Source organism: Burkholderia thailandensis E264 (genome assembly GCF_000012365.1).
Classification (GTDB): domain Bacteria; phylum Pseudomonadota; class Gammaproteobacteria; order Burkholderiales; family Burkholderiaceae; genus Burkholderia; species Burkholderia thailandensis.
In genome coordinates, this window is the sequence record NC_007650.1 from 2,175,539 (window position 1) to 2,192,692 (window position 17,154).

16 protein-coding genes are annotated in these 17,154 nt (G+C 68.4%); 8 read left to right on the forward strand and 8 right to left on the reverse strand.

Annotated features, from left to right (window positions below):
- Nucleotides 1-12: 12 nt before the first annotated feature.
- On the reverse strand, nucleotides 13-1,716 hold the full coding sequence (locus BTH_RS09235; protein WP_009897919.1) for an AMP-binding protein: 1,704 nt from the start codon (nucleotides 1,714-1,716) through the stop codon (nucleotides 13-15).
- A 305-nt stretch (nucleotides 1,717-2,021) separates the two neighbouring features.
- Entirely contained in the window at nucleotides 2,022-3,155 is a 1,134-nt protein-coding gene (locus tag BTH_RS09240; protein WP_009897921.1) for an acyl-CoA dehydrogenase family protein, read from the reverse strand.
- Between the two features lie 99 nt (nucleotides 3,156-3,254).
- On the opposite strand from BTH_RS09240, the gene BTH_RS09245 reads away from it, so the two are divergent.
- From BTH_RS09245 to BTH_RS09275, 7 genes are all read left to right on the forward strand, one after another.
- Nucleotides 3,255-4,382, forward strand: a complete 1,128-nt coding sequence (locus BTH_RS09245; RefSeq protein ID WP_009897923.1) for an AraC family transcriptional regulator — start codon at nucleotides 3,255-3,257, stop codon at nucleotides 4,380-4,382.
- Between the two features lie 77 nt (nucleotides 4,383-4,459).
- Nucleotides 4,460-5,962: an NfeD family protein gene (locus BTH_RS09250; RefSeq protein ID WP_025988609.1), complete on the forward strand. Its 1,503-nt coding sequence runs from the start codon at nucleotides 4,460-4,462 to the stop codon at nucleotides 5,960-5,962.
- Entirely contained in the window at nucleotides 5,959-6,729 is a 771-nt protein-coding gene (locus tag BTH_RS09255; protein ID WP_011401398.1) for a slipin family protein, read from the forward strand. Before BTH_RS09250 ends, BTH_RS09255 begins: the two co-directional genes overlap by 4 nt.
- A gap of 485 nt (nucleotides 6,730-7,214) precedes the next feature.
- Entirely contained in the window at nucleotides 7,215-8,102 is an 888-nt protein-coding gene (locus BTH_RS09260; protein WP_009897927.1) for a M24 family metallopeptidase, read from the forward strand.
- A 50-nt stretch (nucleotides 8,103-8,152) separates the two neighbouring features.
- Entirely contained in the window at nucleotides 8,153-9,943 is a 1,791-nt protein-coding gene (locus BTH_RS09265) for an SDR family oxidoreductase (RefSeq protein WP_009897929.1), read from the forward strand.
- 36 nt (nucleotides 9,944-9,979) lie between these two features.
- Nucleotides 9,980-10,888 carry a metal-dependent hydrolase gene (locus BTH_RS09270; RefSeq protein WP_009897931.1) on the forward strand — a complete coding sequence of 303 codons (909 nt, stop codon included), beginning with the start codon at nucleotides 9,980-9,982 and terminating at the stop codon, nucleotides 10,886-10,888.
- 432 nt (nucleotides 10,889-11,320) lie between these two features.
- On the forward strand, nucleotides 11,321-11,707 hold the full coding sequence (locus tag BTH_RS09275) for a DUF2917 domain-containing protein (protein ID WP_009897932.1): 387 nt from the start codon (nucleotides 11,321-11,323) through the stop codon (nucleotides 11,705-11,707).
- A gap of 588 nt (nucleotides 11,708-12,295) precedes the next feature.
- Here BTH_RS09275 and BTH_RS09285 read toward each other — a convergent pair.
- The 3 genes from BTH_RS09285 to BTH_RS09290 all read right to left on the reverse strand — a co-directional run bounded on the left by BTH_RS09285 (nucleotide 12,296) and on the right by BTH_RS09290 (nucleotide 13,882).
- Nucleotides 12,296-12,580, reverse strand: coding sequence for a hypothetical protein (locus BTH_RS09285; protein ID WP_009897936.1), 285 nt, complete (start codon nucleotides 12,578-12,580; stop codon nucleotides 12,296-12,298).
- Between the two features lie 198 nt (nucleotides 12,581-12,778).
- The gene (locus BTH_RS33430; protein ID WP_127446377.1) at nucleotides 12,779-12,976 is read right to left on the reverse strand and encodes a hypothetical protein; all 198 of its coding nucleotides are present in this window, start codon (nucleotides 12,974-12,976) and stop codon (nucleotides 12,779-12,781) included.
- 486 nt (nucleotides 12,977-13,462) lie between these two features.
- Nucleotides 13,463-13,882: a TIGR02594 family protein gene (locus BTH_RS09290; protein ID WP_009897938.1), complete on the reverse strand. Its 420-nt coding sequence runs from the start codon at nucleotides 13,880-13,882 to the stop codon at nucleotides 13,463-13,465.
- Between the two features lie 442 nt (nucleotides 13,883-14,324).
- Here BTH_RS09290 and BTH_RS09295 point away from each other — a divergent pair, with 442 nt between their 5' ends.
- On the forward strand, nucleotides 14,325-15,626 hold the full coding sequence (locus tag BTH_RS09295; RefSeq protein ID WP_009897941.1) for an NCS2 family permease: 1,302 nt from the start codon (nucleotides 14,325-14,327) through the stop codon (nucleotides 15,624-15,626).
- Between the two features lie 406 nt (nucleotides 15,627-16,032).
- On the opposite strand, the gene BTH_RS09300 is transcribed toward BTH_RS09295, so the two are convergent.
- From BTH_RS09300 to BTH_RS09310, 3 genes are all read right to left on the reverse strand, one after another.
- Complete coding sequence (locus BTH_RS09300; RefSeq protein ID WP_009897946.1) at nucleotides 16,033-16,320, reverse strand: DUF1488 domain-containing protein; 288 nt, start codon at nucleotides 16,318-16,320, stop codon at nucleotides 16,033-16,035.
- Nucleotides 16,321-16,464: 144 nt separating this feature from the next.
- Nucleotides 16,465-16,758, reverse strand: coding sequence for a hypothetical protein (locus BTH_RS34395; RefSeq protein ID WP_009897947.1), 294 nt, complete (start codon nucleotides 16,756-16,758; stop codon nucleotides 16,465-16,467).
- A 151-nt stretch (nucleotides 16,759-16,909) separates the two neighbouring features.
- A complete protein-coding gene (locus tag BTH_RS09310; RefSeq protein WP_009897949.1) occupies nucleotides 16,910-17,104 on the reverse strand; it encodes a DUF2964 domain-containing protein in 195 nt (64 codons plus the stop codon).
- Between the last annotated feature and the right edge of the window lie 50 nt (nucleotides 17,105-17,154).

A 17,154-nucleotide genomic window follows, 5' to 3' on the forward strand; every position in this document is an offset into this window, starting at 1 on the left:
GCATGCCGGGCGTCACTTGCCCTCGGCCGCGAAATCCTCTTCCCAATACTCGCCGGGCATCCGGCTCGACGTGTCGTCGCCGCGCTCGAGCTCGCGGCGGCGCAGCTCGACGCGGCGGATCTTGCCGGAGATCGTCTTCGGCAGCTCGGCGAACTGCAACCTCCGAATCCGCTTGTACGGCGCGAGCTTTTCGCGCGAGAAGCGAAAGATCTCGCGCGCGAGCGCCTCGCTCGGCTCATAGCCCGCGCGCAGCGTGACGAACGTCTTCGGCACCGACAGCCGCACCGGGTCCGGGCTCGGCACGACGGCCGCCTCGGCGATCGCCTCGTGCTCGATCAGCACGCTCTCGAGCTCGAACGGGCTCAGCCGGTAGTCGGACGACTTGAACACGTCGTCCGCGCGGCCGATGTAGACGAAGTAGCCGTCGTCGCGGCGCAGCGCGATGTCGGACGTGCGGTAATAGCCGTCGCGCATCGCGTGCGCGGTCGCGTCCGGATTGTTCGCGTAGCCCTTCATCAGGCCGACCGGACGCGCGACGTCCGGGCCGACCGGCAGCGCGATCTCGCCTTCGGTCGCGCTCGCGCCGTCCGGATCGAGCAGCTCGATCGCGTAGCCCGGCAGCGGCCGGCCCATGGAGCCCGGCACGACCGGCTGGCCCGGCGAGTTGCCGATCAGGCATGTCGTTTCGGTCTGCCCGTAGCCGTCGCGGATCGTCACGCCCCACGCCTTCTTCACGCGCTCGATGATCTCGGGATTGAGCGGCTCGCCCGCGCCGACGATCTCGCGCAGCTTCACCGCGAACGTCGAAAGCGGCTGCTGGACGAGCATCCGCCAGACGGTCGGCGGCGCGCACATCGTCGTCACTTCGTATTTGACGAGCGCGTCGAGCACCCCCTTCGGCTCGAAGCGCGCATAGTTGAACGCGAACACGCACGCCTGCGCGTTCCACGGCGCGTAGAAGCAGCTCCACGCGTGCTTCGCCCAGCCGGGCGAGCTGATGTTCCAGTGGACGTCGCCCGGCTGCAGGCCGACCCAGTACATCGTCGACAGACTGCCGACCGGATAGGTGCGGTGCGTGTGCTCGACGAGCTTCGGCTTCGACGTCGTGCCCGACGTGAAGTACAGCAGCATCGGATCGCTCGCGCGGGTGGCGCCGTCGGGCGCGAAGTCGGCCGGCGCCGCATAGCCGTCGGCGAGCGCGAGCCATCCGTCGCGCGGCGCGCCCGCGACGATCTTCGTCACGTCGAGCCCCGGCTGCTCGAACTTCGCGGCCTCGTTCTCGTCGACGATCGCATAGCGCGCGCCGCCGATCTGCACGCGCTCGCGCACGTCGTCGGCGGACAGTTGCGTCGTCGCGGGCAGCACGACCGCGCCCAGCTTCATCGCCGCGAGCATCGCGTCCCACAGCTCGACGCGATTCGGCAGCATCAGCAGAATCCGCTCGCCGCGCGCGACGCCGATTCCGCGCAGCCAGTTCGCGATCCGCGCGGAGCGCTCGGACATCTGCGTGAACGTGTACCGCGCGCCGTCGCCTGTCGCGGCATCGACGATCCATAGCGCGGGCTTGTCGTTGCCGCGCGCGATCGCGTCGAAGTAGTCGAGCGCCCAGTTGAATTCGTCGAGCGCCGGCCACTTGAAATCGCGATATGCGGTGTCGTAGTCGGTGCGGTGGCGCAGCAGGAAATCGCGTGCGTCGAGGAACGCCTGTGCCGTCATCGTGTCGTCTCCTGTCGATCGGAGTTAGCGCTTTAGCGCTTACTCCGATCCCATGCAAAGCTGTCGATCGGAGTTAGCGCTTTAGCGCTTACTCCGATCCCATGCAAAGCTGTCGATCGGCGTTGGCGCTTCAGCGCCTACCCCGATCCCATGCAAAGCTGTCGATCGGCGTTGACGCTTCAGCGCCTACCCCGATCCCATGCAAAGCCGTCGATCGGCGTTGGCGCTTCAGCGCCTTTCCCGATCCCATGCAAAGCCATTCATATTGCGAGCGAGCGCGCTTGCGGCGATTCGCGCGGCAGCGCTCACAGCTGCCGCGCGATCACCATTCTTTGCACTTCGCTGGTCCCCTCGTAGATCTGCGTGATCCGCGCATCGCGGTAATGGCGCTCGACCTCGTAATCGACGAGGAAACCGTAGCCGCCATGAATCTGGATCGCATCCGAGCACACCGCCTCGGCCATCTCGGACGCGAAGAGCTTCGCCTGCGACGCCTCCGACAGGCACGGCAGCCCCGCCGTGCGAAGCCGCGCCGCGTGATGCGTGAGCAGGCGCGCGGCGTTGATCTGCGTCGCCATGTTCGCGAGCTTCTCGGCGATCGCCTGATGCTCGGCGATCGGCTTGCCGAACTGGACGCGCTCGCGCGCATAGCGGCGCGCGCGGTCGAACGCGGCGCGCGCGATGCCCGTCGCCTGCGCGGCGATGCCGATGCGCCCGCCCTCGAGATTCGACAGTGCGATCTTCAGCCCCTCGCCGCGCTTGCCGAGCAGATTCTCCTGGGGAATCGCGCAGTTCTCGAGGGTGATCGGGCACGTGTCCGACGCGCGAATGCCCATCTTCTTCTCGGGCTTGCCGACGATGAAGCCCGGCGTATCGGTCGGCACGACGAACGCGGACAGCCCGCGCTTGCCCTCGTCCGGATCGGTCATGGCAAAAACGATCGCCAGGCCCGCGCGCGCGCCGTTCGTGACGAACTGCTTGCTGCCGTTCAGAATCCACTTGCCGTCGCGCAGCTCCGCGCGGGTGCGCAGGTTGTGCGCCTCGGAGCCCGCGTGCGGCTCGGTGAGGCTGAACGCGCCAACCGTCTTGCCGCTCGCGAGATCGCGCAGCCAGCGCTCCTTTTGCTCGGTCGTGCCGTAGTTCAGCACCGGGCCGCAGCCGACCGAGTTGTGCACGCTCACGAGCGTCGCGCACGACGCGCAGCCCGCCGCGATCTCCTCGAGCGCGAGCGCGTAGGCGACGTAATCCGTATACGATCCGCCCCAGTCGGCGGGCACGATCATGCCGAGGAAACCGAGCTCGCCCATCTGCGCGACGACCTCGTCGGGCAGATGCGATTCGCGGTCCCACTGGGCGGCGTTCGGCGCGAGCACCTCGGCGCAGAAGGCGCGCGCGGCGTCGAGGATCATCCGTTGATCTTCGGTGTAGAGATCGTCCATGGCTGCGTGTCTCCTGGGCGCCGCCGCGTCGCTCGCGCAGCGCGCCTCGTTCGTTCCGTGTCGATCAGTCAAGTGTAGGCAACGCGCGGCATCTGTTCGATGCTCGCTCCGCTCAATTACACTGATCGTTTTTGCCATACCGCACCGCGGCACGCTCCTGCGATGAAGCACGAAGAAAAGAAAGGCACCGTTTCGATCGAACTCGTCGAGTCGAGCCTCGCGCTGTCGCGGCGGCGCGGCGTCGACGACGCGCCGCTCCTCGCGCAGGCGGGCATTGCGGCCGCGTTGCTCGCGCAGCGCAACGCACGCGTGTCCGCGCGGCAGTACGGCGCGCTGTGGAACGCGATCGCGCGCGCGCTCGACGACGAATTCTTCGGCCAGGACTCGCACCCGATGCGCTGCGGCAGCTTCATCGCGATGAGCCAGGCGGCGCTCGGCGCGCGCAACGGGCTGCGCGCGCTCGCCCGCGCGGTCAACTTCATGCACTGCGTGCTCGACGATCTGCACGCCGAGATCGACGCGAACGCCGAGCGCGTGCGCCTGCGCTTCGTGCACCGCAACAGCGCGAATCCGCCGGAGATGTTCGCGTACGCAACCTATTTCATCATCGTCTACGGCCTCACGTGCTGGCTCATCGGACGGCGCATTCCGCTGCTGCACGCGGGCTTTCGCTGCGGCGAGCCTCGCGCGGTCCACGAATATCAGTTGATGTTCTGCGACGACATGCGCTTCGGCGAATCCGAATCGTATGTCGATTTCGATCCGGCGTTCGCCGCGCTGCCCGTCGTGCAGACGGCGAAGACGCTCAAGCCGTTCCTGCGCGACGCGCCCGCGAGCTTCATCGTCAAGTACCGCAACCCGCACGCGCTCGGCGGGCGCGTGCGCGCGGCGCTGCGCGCGCTGCCGCCCGCCGCTTGGCCCACCGCGCGGGCGCTCGCCGCGCGGCTGCATGTAGCCGAGGCGACGCTGCGCCGCAAGCTGAAGCAGGAAGGCCACTCGTACCAGACGATCAAGGACGCGCTGCGCCTCGATCTCGCGTGCGAGGCGCTCGCCGACCCGGCCCGCACGGTCGCCGACGTCGCCGCGGCGACCGGCTTCGCCGAGCCGAGCGCGTTCTACCGCGCGTTCCGCAAGTGGCGCGGGATGAGCCCCGCCGACTACCGCGACGCCGCGCTCGCCGCGCGCGCGGCCGCTTCGCGCTTTCGCCGGAAACCGCCTACTCTTTAAGCACCGGGCGCACGCCCTTCTCACGGCCCGGCTGCGGCGCCGCACCATGCGGCCGCGCGCCGCCGGCCGACACCGCGATGCAAACGCCCCATCCCTCGCCACGCCCGCCGCCGCGGCACGGCAGGCTTGCCGCTCGGCTCGCGCGCGCGGCCGTGCTGATCGGCCTGCTGCTTGCATGCGCGGCCGCCGCAGCGGCAACGCGCGCGCCCGTCGTCGTGATTCCGGTCACGGGCGCGATCGGCCCGGCGAGCGCCGATTTCATCGTCCGCGGCCTCGAGCGCGCCGCACGCGAGCGCGCGCAGCTCGCGATCGTCCAGCTCGACACGCCGGGCGGCCTCGATACGTCGATGCGGCAGATCATCAAGGCGATCGTCGGCTCGGGCGTGCCCGTCGCCGCGTTCGTCGCGCCGGGCGGCGCGCGCGCGGCGAGCGCCGGCACCTACATCGTCTACGCGAGCCATATCGCGGCGATGGCGCCCGGCACGAACCTCGGCGCGGCCTCGCCCGTGCAGCTCGGCATCGGCGGGCGGGCGCCGCCCGCCGCGCGGCGCGAACCCGGCGCCGCATCCGGCGCATCCGGCGCAGGCGCGGCCGACGCCGAATCGACCGAAACCCGCAAGGCGATGCAAGACGCGGCCGCGTACATCCGCGGCCTCGCGCAGTTGCGCGGGCGCAACGCCGACTGGGCGGAGCGCGCGGTGCGCGAGGCGGTGAGCCTGCCCGCGAGCGACGCGCTCGCGCAGCACGTCGTCGACCTGATCGCGAACGATCCGGCCGATCTCGCCGCGAAGCTCGACGGCCGCAAGGTCGTCACCGCAACGGGCGCGCACTGGCTCGACACCGCGCACGCGCCGATCGAGACGATCGAGCCCGACTGGCGCAGCCGGCTGCTCGCGACCGTCGCCGATCCGAGCGTCGCGCTCGTGCTCGTCACGCTCGGCATGTACGGGCTCTTCTTCGAATTCGCGAATCCCGGCTTCGTGCTGCCTGGCGTCGCGGGCGCGATCAGCCTGCTCGTCGGCCTGTTCGCGCTGCAGATGCTGCCGATCAGCTACGCGGGCCTCGCGCTCGTGCTGCTCGGCATCGCGTTCCTGATCGCCGAAGCGTTCCTGCCGACGTTCGGCACGCTCGGCGTGGGCGGCATCGTCGCGTTCGCGATCGGCGCGCTGATGCTGATCGACACCGACGTGCCCGGCTACGGCGTGCCGTGGCCCGTGATCGCGTCGCTCGCGGCCGCGGGCACGATCCTCGTGTTCGGCGTGTCGGGCTTCGCGCTGCGCGCGCGGCGGCGGCCCGTCGTCACCGGCGCGGAGGCGATCGTCGGCAGCATCGGCGAAGTGCTCGACGACGGTCTCGTTCCCGATCAGCCGCCGCAGGTCGGCCCGAGCGCGGACCCGGCCGCGCCGCTCGCGCCGTCCGCGGCCGGCTGGGCGCGCGTGCACGGCGAGCGCTGGCGCGTCGCGAGCGCGACGCCGATCGCGGCCGGCCGCCGCGTGCGCGTGACGGGCAGAAGCGGCCTCACGCTGACCGTCGCCCCGCTGTACGACCACACCGCCCCGACACAAGGAGAACCATCATGATGGGCTTCACGTTCGGCTTCAGCAGCCTGCTGTTCGTGCTCGCGCTGTTCGTGATCGCGTCGGCGATCCGCATCTTCCGCGAATACGAGCGCGGCGTCGTGTTCCTGCTCGGCCGCTTCTGGAAGGTCAAGGGGCCAGGGCTCGTGTTGATCGTGCCCGTCGTCCAGCAGGTGGTGCGGATCGATCTGCGCACCGTCGTGTTCGACGTGCCCGCGCAGGACGTGATCACGCGCGACAACGTGTCGGTGAAGGTCAGCGCGGTCGTGTATTTTCGCGTGGTCGATCCGGAAAAGGCGGTGATCCAGGTCCAGCGCTACTTCGACGCGACGAGCCAGCTCGCGCAGACGACGCTGCGCTCCGTGCTCGGCAAGCACGAGCTCGATGCGCTGCTCGCCGAGCGCGAGCAATTGAACGCCGACATCCAGAAGACGCTCGACGCGCAGACGGACGCGTGGGGGATCAAGGTGTCGGTGGTCGAGATCAAGCACGTCGACCTGAACGAGACGATGATCCGCGCGATCGCGCGCCAGGCGGAGGCCGAGCGCGAGCGGCGCGCGAAGGTGATCCACGCGGAAGGCGAGCTGCAGGCGTCCGAGCAGTTGCTGCAGGCCGCGCAGCGGCTCGCGCTGCAGCCGCAGGCGATGCAGCTGCGCTATCTGCAGACGCTCACGACGATCGCCGCGGACAAGAACTCGACGATCGTGTTCCCGCTGCCGATCGATCTGCTCAGCTCGGTGCTCGAACGCTTCGGGCGCACGCCGCAGTGATCCGCGGCGCCGGTTCCTGCGCGATGGCTGCATAGCGGTTCGACGAATCGACGACACGCCCGCACGCCGAATCGCCGAATCGGCAACTCGCGGGGCCGGCCGTCGGCCGACATGCGAACGCGCCGGGCCAACGACCCAGCGACACCCAATGGCCCGACGGCCCGTTGGCCCAATGGCCCGTTGGCCCGGCCGCGCAATCGTGCCGGGCGCCGCCGCTTCGCGTGCCCGATCTCCCGAGCCTGATCTCCCGCCGAGCCCGACGGCCTGCCGGATCATGCCCCGTTTCCTCCGATGCCGCCCGAGCGAAGCCCCTTCCCGCCGACGAATTAGGAGAAGTACTCATCACAAACGCACGCCCGGGCACGATTCATTGATATAAGATATTTACATTGACCAATGTCACATTTTCCGACGCGGTGCGCCGCCGGTCGAGCATCCGCGGCCGGCACCACCGTTCAGAACGACGAAGAAAGGGAGACGACGCCATGGCCGAGCATCCGCTGCCGGAAGTCCACATCGACGAGCTGAACCAGTTCCGCTCCGTCCAACAGCTCGCATACCGCTGCGTCGAGACCGTCGGCGACATGCTGTACCCGGGCATCACCGAGAAGCAGGCCGCGCGGCTGATGATCGAATGGGCGCAGGATCACGGCGTGCAGGACTGGCTGCACAAGCCGTTCGCGTGGTTCGGCGATCGCACCGCGTTCGAGGGCTTCTCGGGCCTCAAGCACCTGGGCGGCTTCAATCTCGCGTTCTTCCCGAGCAACCGCACGCTCGAGCCCGACATGCCGGTGATTCTCGACGTCGCGCCCGTCGTCGACGGCATCGTCGCCGACGTCGGCTACGCGACCTGCCTCGGCCACAATCCGATCCTCGAGCAATTGCAGGACGACCTGATCGCGCACCGCGACATGATCGTGAAGCTCGTCAAGGAGCGCCGCACGCTTGCCGAGGTCGCGCAGGAAGTGGACGCGCTGTGCCGCCGCCAAGGCGTCGAGCCGCGCCACAAGGCGTATCCGTTCAAGGTGCTCGCGCATCGCGTCGCAAAGCTGCACAAGCTGTCGAAGCCGCGCTTCGTCGCGCGCTTCGGCCTGAATTCGACGCGCAACCTGCTGCTCGAGCAGACGCGCGCGGGCAAGGAACAGGGCTGGTCGCCGCTCTGGTCGATCGACGCGCGCTCCGATCACGCGCCGACGCCCGGCCTCTGGGCGGTCGAGCCGCATCTCGGCTTCGCCGGCGTCGGCGCGAAGTTCGAGGAGCTGCTCGTCATCACCGAAGACGACGCGTACTGGCTCGACGACGATCTGCCGCACGTGCGCCGCGCGCGCGCGCGCGAGGCGAACAAGCCGCTCGCGCACGAACAGGCGGCGTGACGGCATCGCCGCGCGCCTTCCCTCTCCGCCCATCACACGAAAACATCACGATGCAGCCCCTTTCCGACGAAGCGCCGCTCGCGCTGTTCGAATCGGTTCATACCGAAACCGCAGTCGCGGCCGGCGACGTCACGCTCGCCGCGAAGACCTGGGGCGACGCGTCGCGTCCCGCCGTCGTGCTCGTTCACGGCTATCCGGACAGCAGCGAAGTCTGGCGCCGCGTCGCGCCCCTCCTCGCGAAGTCGTACTACGTGATCGCGTACGACGTGCGCGGCGCGGGCCTGTCGACGAAGCCCGCGCGCACGGCCGATTACCGGCTCGAGCGGCTCGTCGACGACTTCGTCGCGGTGATCGACGCGCTCGCGCCGAACCGCGCGGTACACGTGATCGGCCACGACTGGGGCTCGATCCAGGGCTGGGAGTTCGTCACCGAGCCGCGGCTCGCGGGGCGCATCCTGTCGTACACGTCGTGCTCCGGGCCGAATCTCGACCACGTCGGCTACTGGCTGCGCCAGCAGCTCGCGCGGCCGTCGCCCGCGTCGATCAGGCGGCTCGCCGGCCAGCTCGTGCGCTCGTGGTACGTGTACCTGTTTCACCTGCCGTTCATTCCCGAGCTCAACTGGCGCCTGTGGCTCGGCCGCGCGTGGCCCGCGCTGATGCGCCGCATCGAGCGCACCGACGTCGGCCCGCGCCCGACGCAGACCGAGGACGGCGTGCACGGCGTGCGCCTGTATCGCGCGAACTTCATCCGCCGCGTGTTCGCGCCGCGCGAACGCTACGCGCACGCGCCCGTGCAGGTCGTCGTGCCGCTGCGCGACAAGTTCGTGAGCCCCGCGCTGTCGGCCGACATCGCGCGCTGGGTGCCGACCTATTACCGCCGCGAGGTGGCCGAGCGGCACTGGCTGCCGATGTCGGACCCCGCACGCTTCGCGGCGCTCGCGCAGGAGTTGATCGAAGCGGTCGAGACGGGCGTTCAGCCGCCCGCGCTCGCGCATGCGCGCCGCTTGAGCGGCACCGGTCCGTTCGTCGGCAAGCGCGTCGTGATCACCGGCGCGGGCAGCGGGATCGGCCGCTGCGCGGCCGTCGAATTCGCGAAGCAAGGCGCGTCGATCGTCGCCGTCGACATCGACGAGCAGGCGGCCGAGCGCACCGCGCTCCTCGTGCGGCTGCTCGGCGCGCAGGCCGACGTGCGGCGCGTCGACGTCGGTTCGGCCGACGACATGGAAGCGCTCGCGAACTGGGTCGGCGAGGAGCTGGGCGGCGCGGACGTCGTCGTCAACAACGCCGGCATCGGCATGGCGGGCGGCATCCTCGACACGTCGGCCGCGCATTGGGAGCGCATCCTGCGCGTGAACCTGTGGGGCGTGATCCACGGCTCGCGCCTGTTCGCCAAGCAGATGGCCGCGCGCGGCGCGGGCGGCCACATCGTCAACACCGCGTCGGCGGCCGCGTTCGGCCCGTCGCGCGACCTGCCCGCGTACGCGACGACGAAGGCCGCGGTGCTGATGCTGAGCGAGTGCATGCGCGCGGAGCTCGCGGACCACGGGATCGGCGTGACGGCCGTCTGCCCCGGTTTCGCCGAGACGGGCATCATGGCGTCGACCCAATACGCGGCAGCAAAGAGCGCGCAGGACGAAGCGCGGCTGCGCAAGCGCGCGACGAAGCTCTACCAGATGCGCGGCCTGAAGCCGGAGAGCGTCGCGAAGGCGATGGTCGACGGCGTGCTGCAGAACAAGCCGGTTGTCGCGATCGGCGCGGAAGCGCACGCGATGCGCTTCGTCGGGCGCTTCGCGCCGTGGCTCGGCCGGATGATCGCCCGCGTCAGCATGGCGTCGCACTGAGCGGCGAAGCGCCCCCGACCGTTGAAGGAGACATCGATGAATGCCCCGGAAAATCACTATCTGATCAAGGCGCGCCACGTCAAGTTCGACTTCGCGAAGACGCCGATTCAGTGGATCGAAGGAGATCCCGAAAGCACGCACATCATCAACACGCTGAACCTTCTGTTCCCCGAAGGCGAGCTGTGGTTCTGCCGCGTGTACAACAAGGCGCTGCCGCTCATCACCGATGCGGCGCTGCGCGCCGACGCCGACGGCTTCCTGCGCCAGGAAGCCGTGCATTCGCGCTCGCACGGCGGCGTGCTCAAGCACTACTACGAGCGGCACGGGATCGACACGAAGCCGTTCACTCAGCGGATCAACTGGCTCTTCACGAAGGTGCTCGGCGAAAAGCCGCTCGGCCTGAAGATCGGCCACACGCGCTTCTGGCTGCGCCAGCAGCTCGCGGTGATCGCGTCGCTCGAGCACTTCTTCGGCTACCTCGGCAACTGGGTGCTGCACGCGCGCGGGCTCGACGACGGCCGCGCCGATCCGACGGTCGTCGACCTGCTGCGCTGGCACGGCGCGGAGGAAGTCGAACACCGGACTGTCGCGTTCGACATCTACCGGCATCTCGGCGGCAACTACGTCGAACGCTCGATCCACATGACGATCGTGATCATGATTCTGCTCTACTTCATCATGTCGGGCGCGAAATACATGTACGAGCGCGATCCCGGCACGGGCCGCTATCCGGGCTTCGTGCTGTCGTGGTGGCGCGGCTCGCGCCGCAATCACCTGCCGTCGTTCTGGAAGACGATCGGCGCGGCGCTGCGCTATTACCGGCCGAGCTACACGCCGCACGCCGAAGGCTCGACCGAGTTCGCGCTCGAATACCTCGCGCGCTCGCCGGCCGCGCAGGCGGCCTCGCACGGCGGCAACTGGGGCACGGAAAAGGCCGCGCCCTGACGTGACGGCGAACGGCTTGCGCGCGGGATGCGCGCGCCGCGCGCCTCATCGCGCCTCGCGTCGCGCGGCATGCGCAACGCCGCGGCGGCGCGAATGCTCGCGGCCGGCACCATCGCGCGTGTCGTGTCTCGTCGTGTGATCTCGCGTCGTGCCGCACCGGCGATCGACGCATCCGCGATGCGTCGCGCTTGTCACAAGATTGTCGTTGACAAGCCCCCCAAGGATGACGACACTCATCGGCATGGATACGCGCATGTACATCGCCGCAGTTGTTGCCCGCCCGCCAGTGAACGCCCGTTGTGGCGCATCACCGGGGGCACTCGTGCGTTAGCTATCCGTAACATCGGATGTCAAAGAGGCCCCCGCCGGTAACGGTCGGGGCCTTTTTCGTTGCGCTGCGCTCCTTCCGCCGGCTCTATTCAGGAGAAGACGATGGACCAGGCAAGCCGGCTGTTGTTTCGTCCCGACCCGACGCGGCACGATGGATACGACGCGATCCAGTTGCCGCGCATGACGCTTCACTTCGCGCTCGAGCCGCGCGCGTTGATGACGTGGCTTGCGCGCAGCCACACCGAAATCCGCGTGCTGGGTTCGCGCGTCTGGCTCACGCGCTCGTTCAGCGTCGACGATTACTGGCTGAAGCCGGGCGACGTGCTGCACGTGCCGCACGGCGAGCGCATCTGGCTGAGCGCCGACGGGCCGTCCGCCGCCGAGGTCTCGCTGACGACCGCGTACGTGCGCCGGCGCGGCTGGATCGGCCGCATGGTCGACGGGCTGCTCGACGTCGCCGCGGATCTGACGAGCCCTCGCCCGCGATGAAGCGCCATGCGGGCGGACATGCACGTATGCCGCGCCGGCTCGACGCGGCGACCGGCTTCGCGAAGCATCGGGCGTCCATCGCTGTGCTGTCGCGCACGGCGATGCACGCCGCGCGACAACATCGATGAGGCGCGATGCCGCATTGCCCGCGATTCGCCCGACCGTCTCGAACCTGATCGTCAGGATCGCTATTCATCGAGGCGGAGCGAAACGCGCCGCTCGCACGCAAGCGGTCGATGTCGGCACGTGCGCGGCGGCGTCGCCGATCGCACGACGGTCGCGAATACGACTCGCGCGGCATGCAGGCGCGCGGTCATCGTGTCGCGCGCGCCGTCTCGCATCGCTTTGTCGCGAGCGCGCGCGATCGTCACGACAATGCGCGGCGCAAATCAAGAGAAGGGCTGAACGTCGCGCGCATCGGTTCGGCGCATTCTCCGAACGGACGCACGCAACGCATGGATGGAGCAACGGCGCCCGGGCGATGAGCGGCGCGGCCGCAATGACGGGCAAGCGCGCGACGACGTACTCACGGCAAGCATCGCGACGGCACGGCATCCGCCGCGCGCCGCGAACCGTGCGTGCGACGCGTCACGTGCTCGCCGCGAGACGCGGGCCGGCCGCGCCGCGCGCGGCCGCGGCCGGCGCGTCGTCGGTCTTTTGCGCCTGCGCGCTTACCCACGGATCGATGCCTTGCTTCTGCACCTCTTCGAGAAACGACACGCGCGTGCGCCAGTAGTCGGCCTGCAGTTTCGCGTCGATCACGCGCTGCTCGGCGGTGAACAATTCCATCCGCGCGGTCACGAGCATCGACGCGGCGCTTTTCTCGGGAGTGGGGGCGTGACGCAACGCCCATCGGCTGATCCAGTTCAACATGCTTGCCTCCGTATTGCCGGATGAATTCGCGTGAGGCGATCCTGACCTGCAAGGCCCTGCCCCAGCACTTACCTTCGGCTGCCACTGCGAAATGCGTCGACGCCCGCGTCCGCTCCCCGCCCCGGACGTCGCCTGACGCGAGCATTGTCTCCATCCTAGTGAGAAAATTGCGTTAATGCGATGCCGGATTGCATTCTTTTACACTGCGGGCGTTATTGCAACACTTCCCAAAACAACAATATCCCGTTGATAAAAAAGACGAATACCGTTCCCTATATGAATAGGAACACCTATCTCTAAAATCGGCTTATATGTCGGCGGAATTGACGGAATTTCCGCATGGCGACTGTGCGGCAGCGCGTGCGCGACAGCAAAAAATGTTTCATCCATGCCCATGCATTTTTTCGTTTCATGCAATCCGTGCCGACATCGCACAAACACGGAACCGCCGAACTTGCTTTCCGTGCAATCCGCATGGAATCGCGCATGTCCGGCGAGTCGGCCGCGCCTTTCACCTGCACGCTTCGTGCATGCTCGAGAGATCGCCGCTGCGCGCACGACGATGGTGCGCCGCACGTCGCGGCGCACATGAACGCGCGCGCCCTTGCAGCATCGACCGTCACGTCTCAGCCAGCTCGCATCGAAGGAAACAGGCGGCCGCGCATGCCGCACTTTACGCCATGGCTTTCGAGGCGATTACGCTCCACACGCCGGACGATCGCGGCGATCCGCGTACGAAGCGATCCTATCCACGTGCTGCGTGCCGATGGGCCGCGATACGTGCTTGCGCGGCCGATCCGCGCGCGTCGTTCGTCGTTCGTCGCGCCTCTTGCCTTCGCATATGCCGCGCGCGTCGCTCGTCGGCGCACCGCGTTCCGCGAGTCAGCCCGGCCCGCGTTCGCCCGGCCACCGATACGCGAGCAGCCGCGAACGCGCGTAAGCATGCTCGCGCACCGCGCCGCGCTGATTGCCGCCGAACAGGTACACGCGCTCTTCGTCGTGCCGCAGATAAAAACCGACATGCCCTTTCCAGCTCGTCGGTCGATCGCGCATCAGCACGACGACGCATCCGTACGCCGGCTCGCTCAGCGTCCCCCCCCATTCGAGCCATGAACGCGCGAGCGCGGAGCCCGTTCCCGGTATCCCGACGCGCGAGAAACACCAGTTGATGAACGACGAGCACCACGAGACCTTGTCGTCGTAGCCGACGAGATTCGTGCAGCCGTTGTACTCGACGATGCGCGGATTGCTTTCGCCTCGACCGAAGCGCCGCACGCCCCGTTCGGCGAGCGCGACGGACATCCACGCGGGTTGGCCGATGCCGGCTTGAGGTTCGCCGCACGTCGGCACGATACGTCGCTCCGTTCGGGCAATCGATGTCAAGCTGTACTCCCCGGTTCGTGGATGGCGGCACGCCCGCGCAGGCAGCGTCGGAAACGCCCGTTCGCGAGCGCTATCGGCAACGCGCGCGACAGGCGTCGCCCGACGCCGGCAATCGGCCATTTTAGCGATCCGTCGGCAAACGCGCGCCGGCGGCTCCACGCTACGCCGGCGAAACGGGGCTTGCGGGCGGCAAAGCCCGATCGTCGCCGATGCGCCGCAAATATATCGTCCGGTCTATGTCCGCTATTACAATCCGCCGATAGCCGCCCAATAGTGGCTGGTTACAGTACGACCGCCCCGCGCGGCAATACAACGCACAAAGCACTCGGCAACACGACTACTCGACCGGAGAATCGCCCACATGGAATCGATCAAACGGTATTTCGGCTTCGCGGAAGCCGGAACCGACTTGCGCACCGAAATACTCGCGGGCGTCACCACGTTCCTGACGATGGCCTACATCATCTTCGTCAACCCCGCGATCCTCGGCGACGCGGGCATGCCGAAGGAATCCGTCTTCGTCGCTACCTGCCTCGTCGCCGCGCTCGCGTCGCTCATCATGGGCCTGTACGCGAACTACCCGATCGCGTGCGCGCCGGGCATGGGCCTCAACGCCTATTTCGCGTATACCGTGGTCAAGGGCATGGGCTTCACGTGGCAGGCGGCGCTCGGCGCCGTCTTCATCTCCGGGTGCCTGTTCCTGCTCGTCACGCTGTTGCGCGTGCGCGAGGTGATCGTCAACGGCATTCCCAAATCGCTGCGCATCGCGATCACCGCGGGCATCGGCCTCTTTCTCGGAATCATCTCGCTGAAGACGGCGGGCGTGATCGTCGGCAGCCCGGCGACGCTCGTCACGCTCGGCGACCTGCACAAGCCAACCACGGTCCTCGCGATCGTCGGCTTCTTCGCGATCGTCACGCTCGATTACCTGCGCGTGCGCGGCGCGATCCTGATCGGCATCATCGGCGTGACGATCCTGTCGTTCTTCTTCGGCGGCAATCAGTTTCACGGCATCTTCTCGGCGCCGCCGTCGATCGACGCGACGCTGTTCAAGCTCGACATCGGCGCCGCGCTGTCGACGGGCATCGTCAACGTGATCCTCGTGTTCTTCCTCGTCGAGCTGTTCGACGCGACGGGCACGCTGATGGGCGTCGCGAACCGCGCGGGGCTCCTCGTCGAGGGCAAGATGCACCGGCTGAACAAGGCGCTGCTCGCCGACAGCAGCGCGATCGTCGCGGGCTCGCTGCTCGGCACGTCGTCGACGACCGCATACATCGAAAGCGCATCCGGCGTGCAGGCGGGCGGGCGCACCGGCATGACCGCGATCACCGTCGCCGTGCTGTTCATCGCGTGCCTGTTCATCGCGCCGCTCGCGGGCGTCGTGCCCGGCTACGCGACCGCGCCGGCTCTGCTCTACGTGTCGTGCCTGATGCTGCGCGACATGGTCGACGTGCCGTGGGACGACGCGACGGAAGCCGTGCCCGCCGCGCTCACCGCGCTGCTGATGCCGTTCACGTACTCGATCGCGAACGGCGTCGCGTTCGGCTTCATCGCATACGGCGGCCTGAAGCTGCTGACGGGCCACGCAAAGCGGGTGAAGCCCATCGTGTGGATCATCGCCGCGATCTTCCTGTTCCGCTACTTCTACCTCGGCGCCGAATGAACGGCGCGACGCGCGGCGGCGGCGAATGCGCGGGCGATCCGCGCCGCTGACGGTTTCGCTTGTGCTTCGGAGCGCGGGGAGCGCACGTAGACAACGCTGCCGCATCGGACAGTGGCATCGGCGGCACGCGATAGCGGCGACGGCCCGATCAAAGCAATCCGATGCGAACACGGCCGACGCTCATGCAAACCCGAATGCGCGATTCGTCACCCGTCCAATCCGCTATCGCCCCGGCGAGACCGAACGAAACGCGGCGGCAAACGCGCGATCCGTCTTGACGTTCGCCGTCGCGATGCCGCCGGCAAGCACGCCGCACGAAAACCGCCTCCGCCGTTGAATCGGTTCGAGCGGCACAAAAAAACGAGCGCTACCCCCGGGCAGCGCTCGTTCGCGACGCCGGCGCGATCTAGCGCCAGTTCGCCTCGTAAAACCTGACGTACCCGCTTCTCAGCACCACGCACTGCGCGCGCGTCTCCGACAGCAGGCGCCGCGCAGCGGCCTCGATGCGGGGCCGGTGCGTATCGAATGCGCCCACCATATCCTCGAAGCGCGGCGAGGCGGCGCCGAAATGATCCTCGAGCGCCTCGGCGGTGATATGGCATTGAACCGGCTCGCCGTCGACCATCGCCATGAACGCGAGCGTCAATTCGCGTCCCGAATATTCGGGCGCATCGTTCGTGAACTGGATCTGCATCGGAACCGCCTTTGCCGTAGCGCGAGAATGCAAGAAACCGCGCGCCGCCGGAAGCGTTCGCCGGCCGCAGACGCGCGGGCTGACCGGAGCGGATGCCGCGCGGCGGGCGCCTCGCGCCTGCCGGATGCTCCGGTTGACTTCACTTTAGTCGCTTTCCGGCACGACACAAGATTTCGTCAAAAAACCCTGCGCGCGCGCAGGCGCTTGCGCATTCTTCTGGTCATTGACGACGGATCGGCCTGACTGCGCCGCCGATCGGACGATGATTCGTCGAGGGAATCGCATGCCGGATTCGACCGCGAATCGCCATGTTCGGGCATTCGCGAGCCTGCCGGGCGCGACGGCGGCGATGCCTCGCGCCGCGCGATTCGGCCGCAGGCCGGCCGCGCGCACGCGGTCGGCGCCTTGCACGCCAGCGCCCGCCGCGCTTGCCGGCATCGGCTCACCACGGCGCCCGCCGTTCGCGGCCCGCGTGCCGCGGCGTCCGCAGCGCGCGTCTCGCGCGCGACCGAATGCGTCCGCGCTGGCCCGAGCGTGCGCCGCGATCAGGCCCCGCGATGCGGCAAACGCACCGGCTTCCGGCCGCCCGTCACTTCTTTTCGTCCTTCGGCCAGACGTTGAGCGCCACGGCGCAGGTCGTCACGCCGATCGCGATCGCCGCCGCGCCATATCGCAGCGCGGCATTCTGGTCGAACAACAATCCGTGGATCGCCACGGCGATGCCGGCCAGCACGACGAACGTCGCGATCGCGGCCAGCACCACTCTCAGTTCCGTCCGAACCATGATGATTCTCCCCGAACGGATGCATGTCGCGGCGCATGCTGAACGGCGAG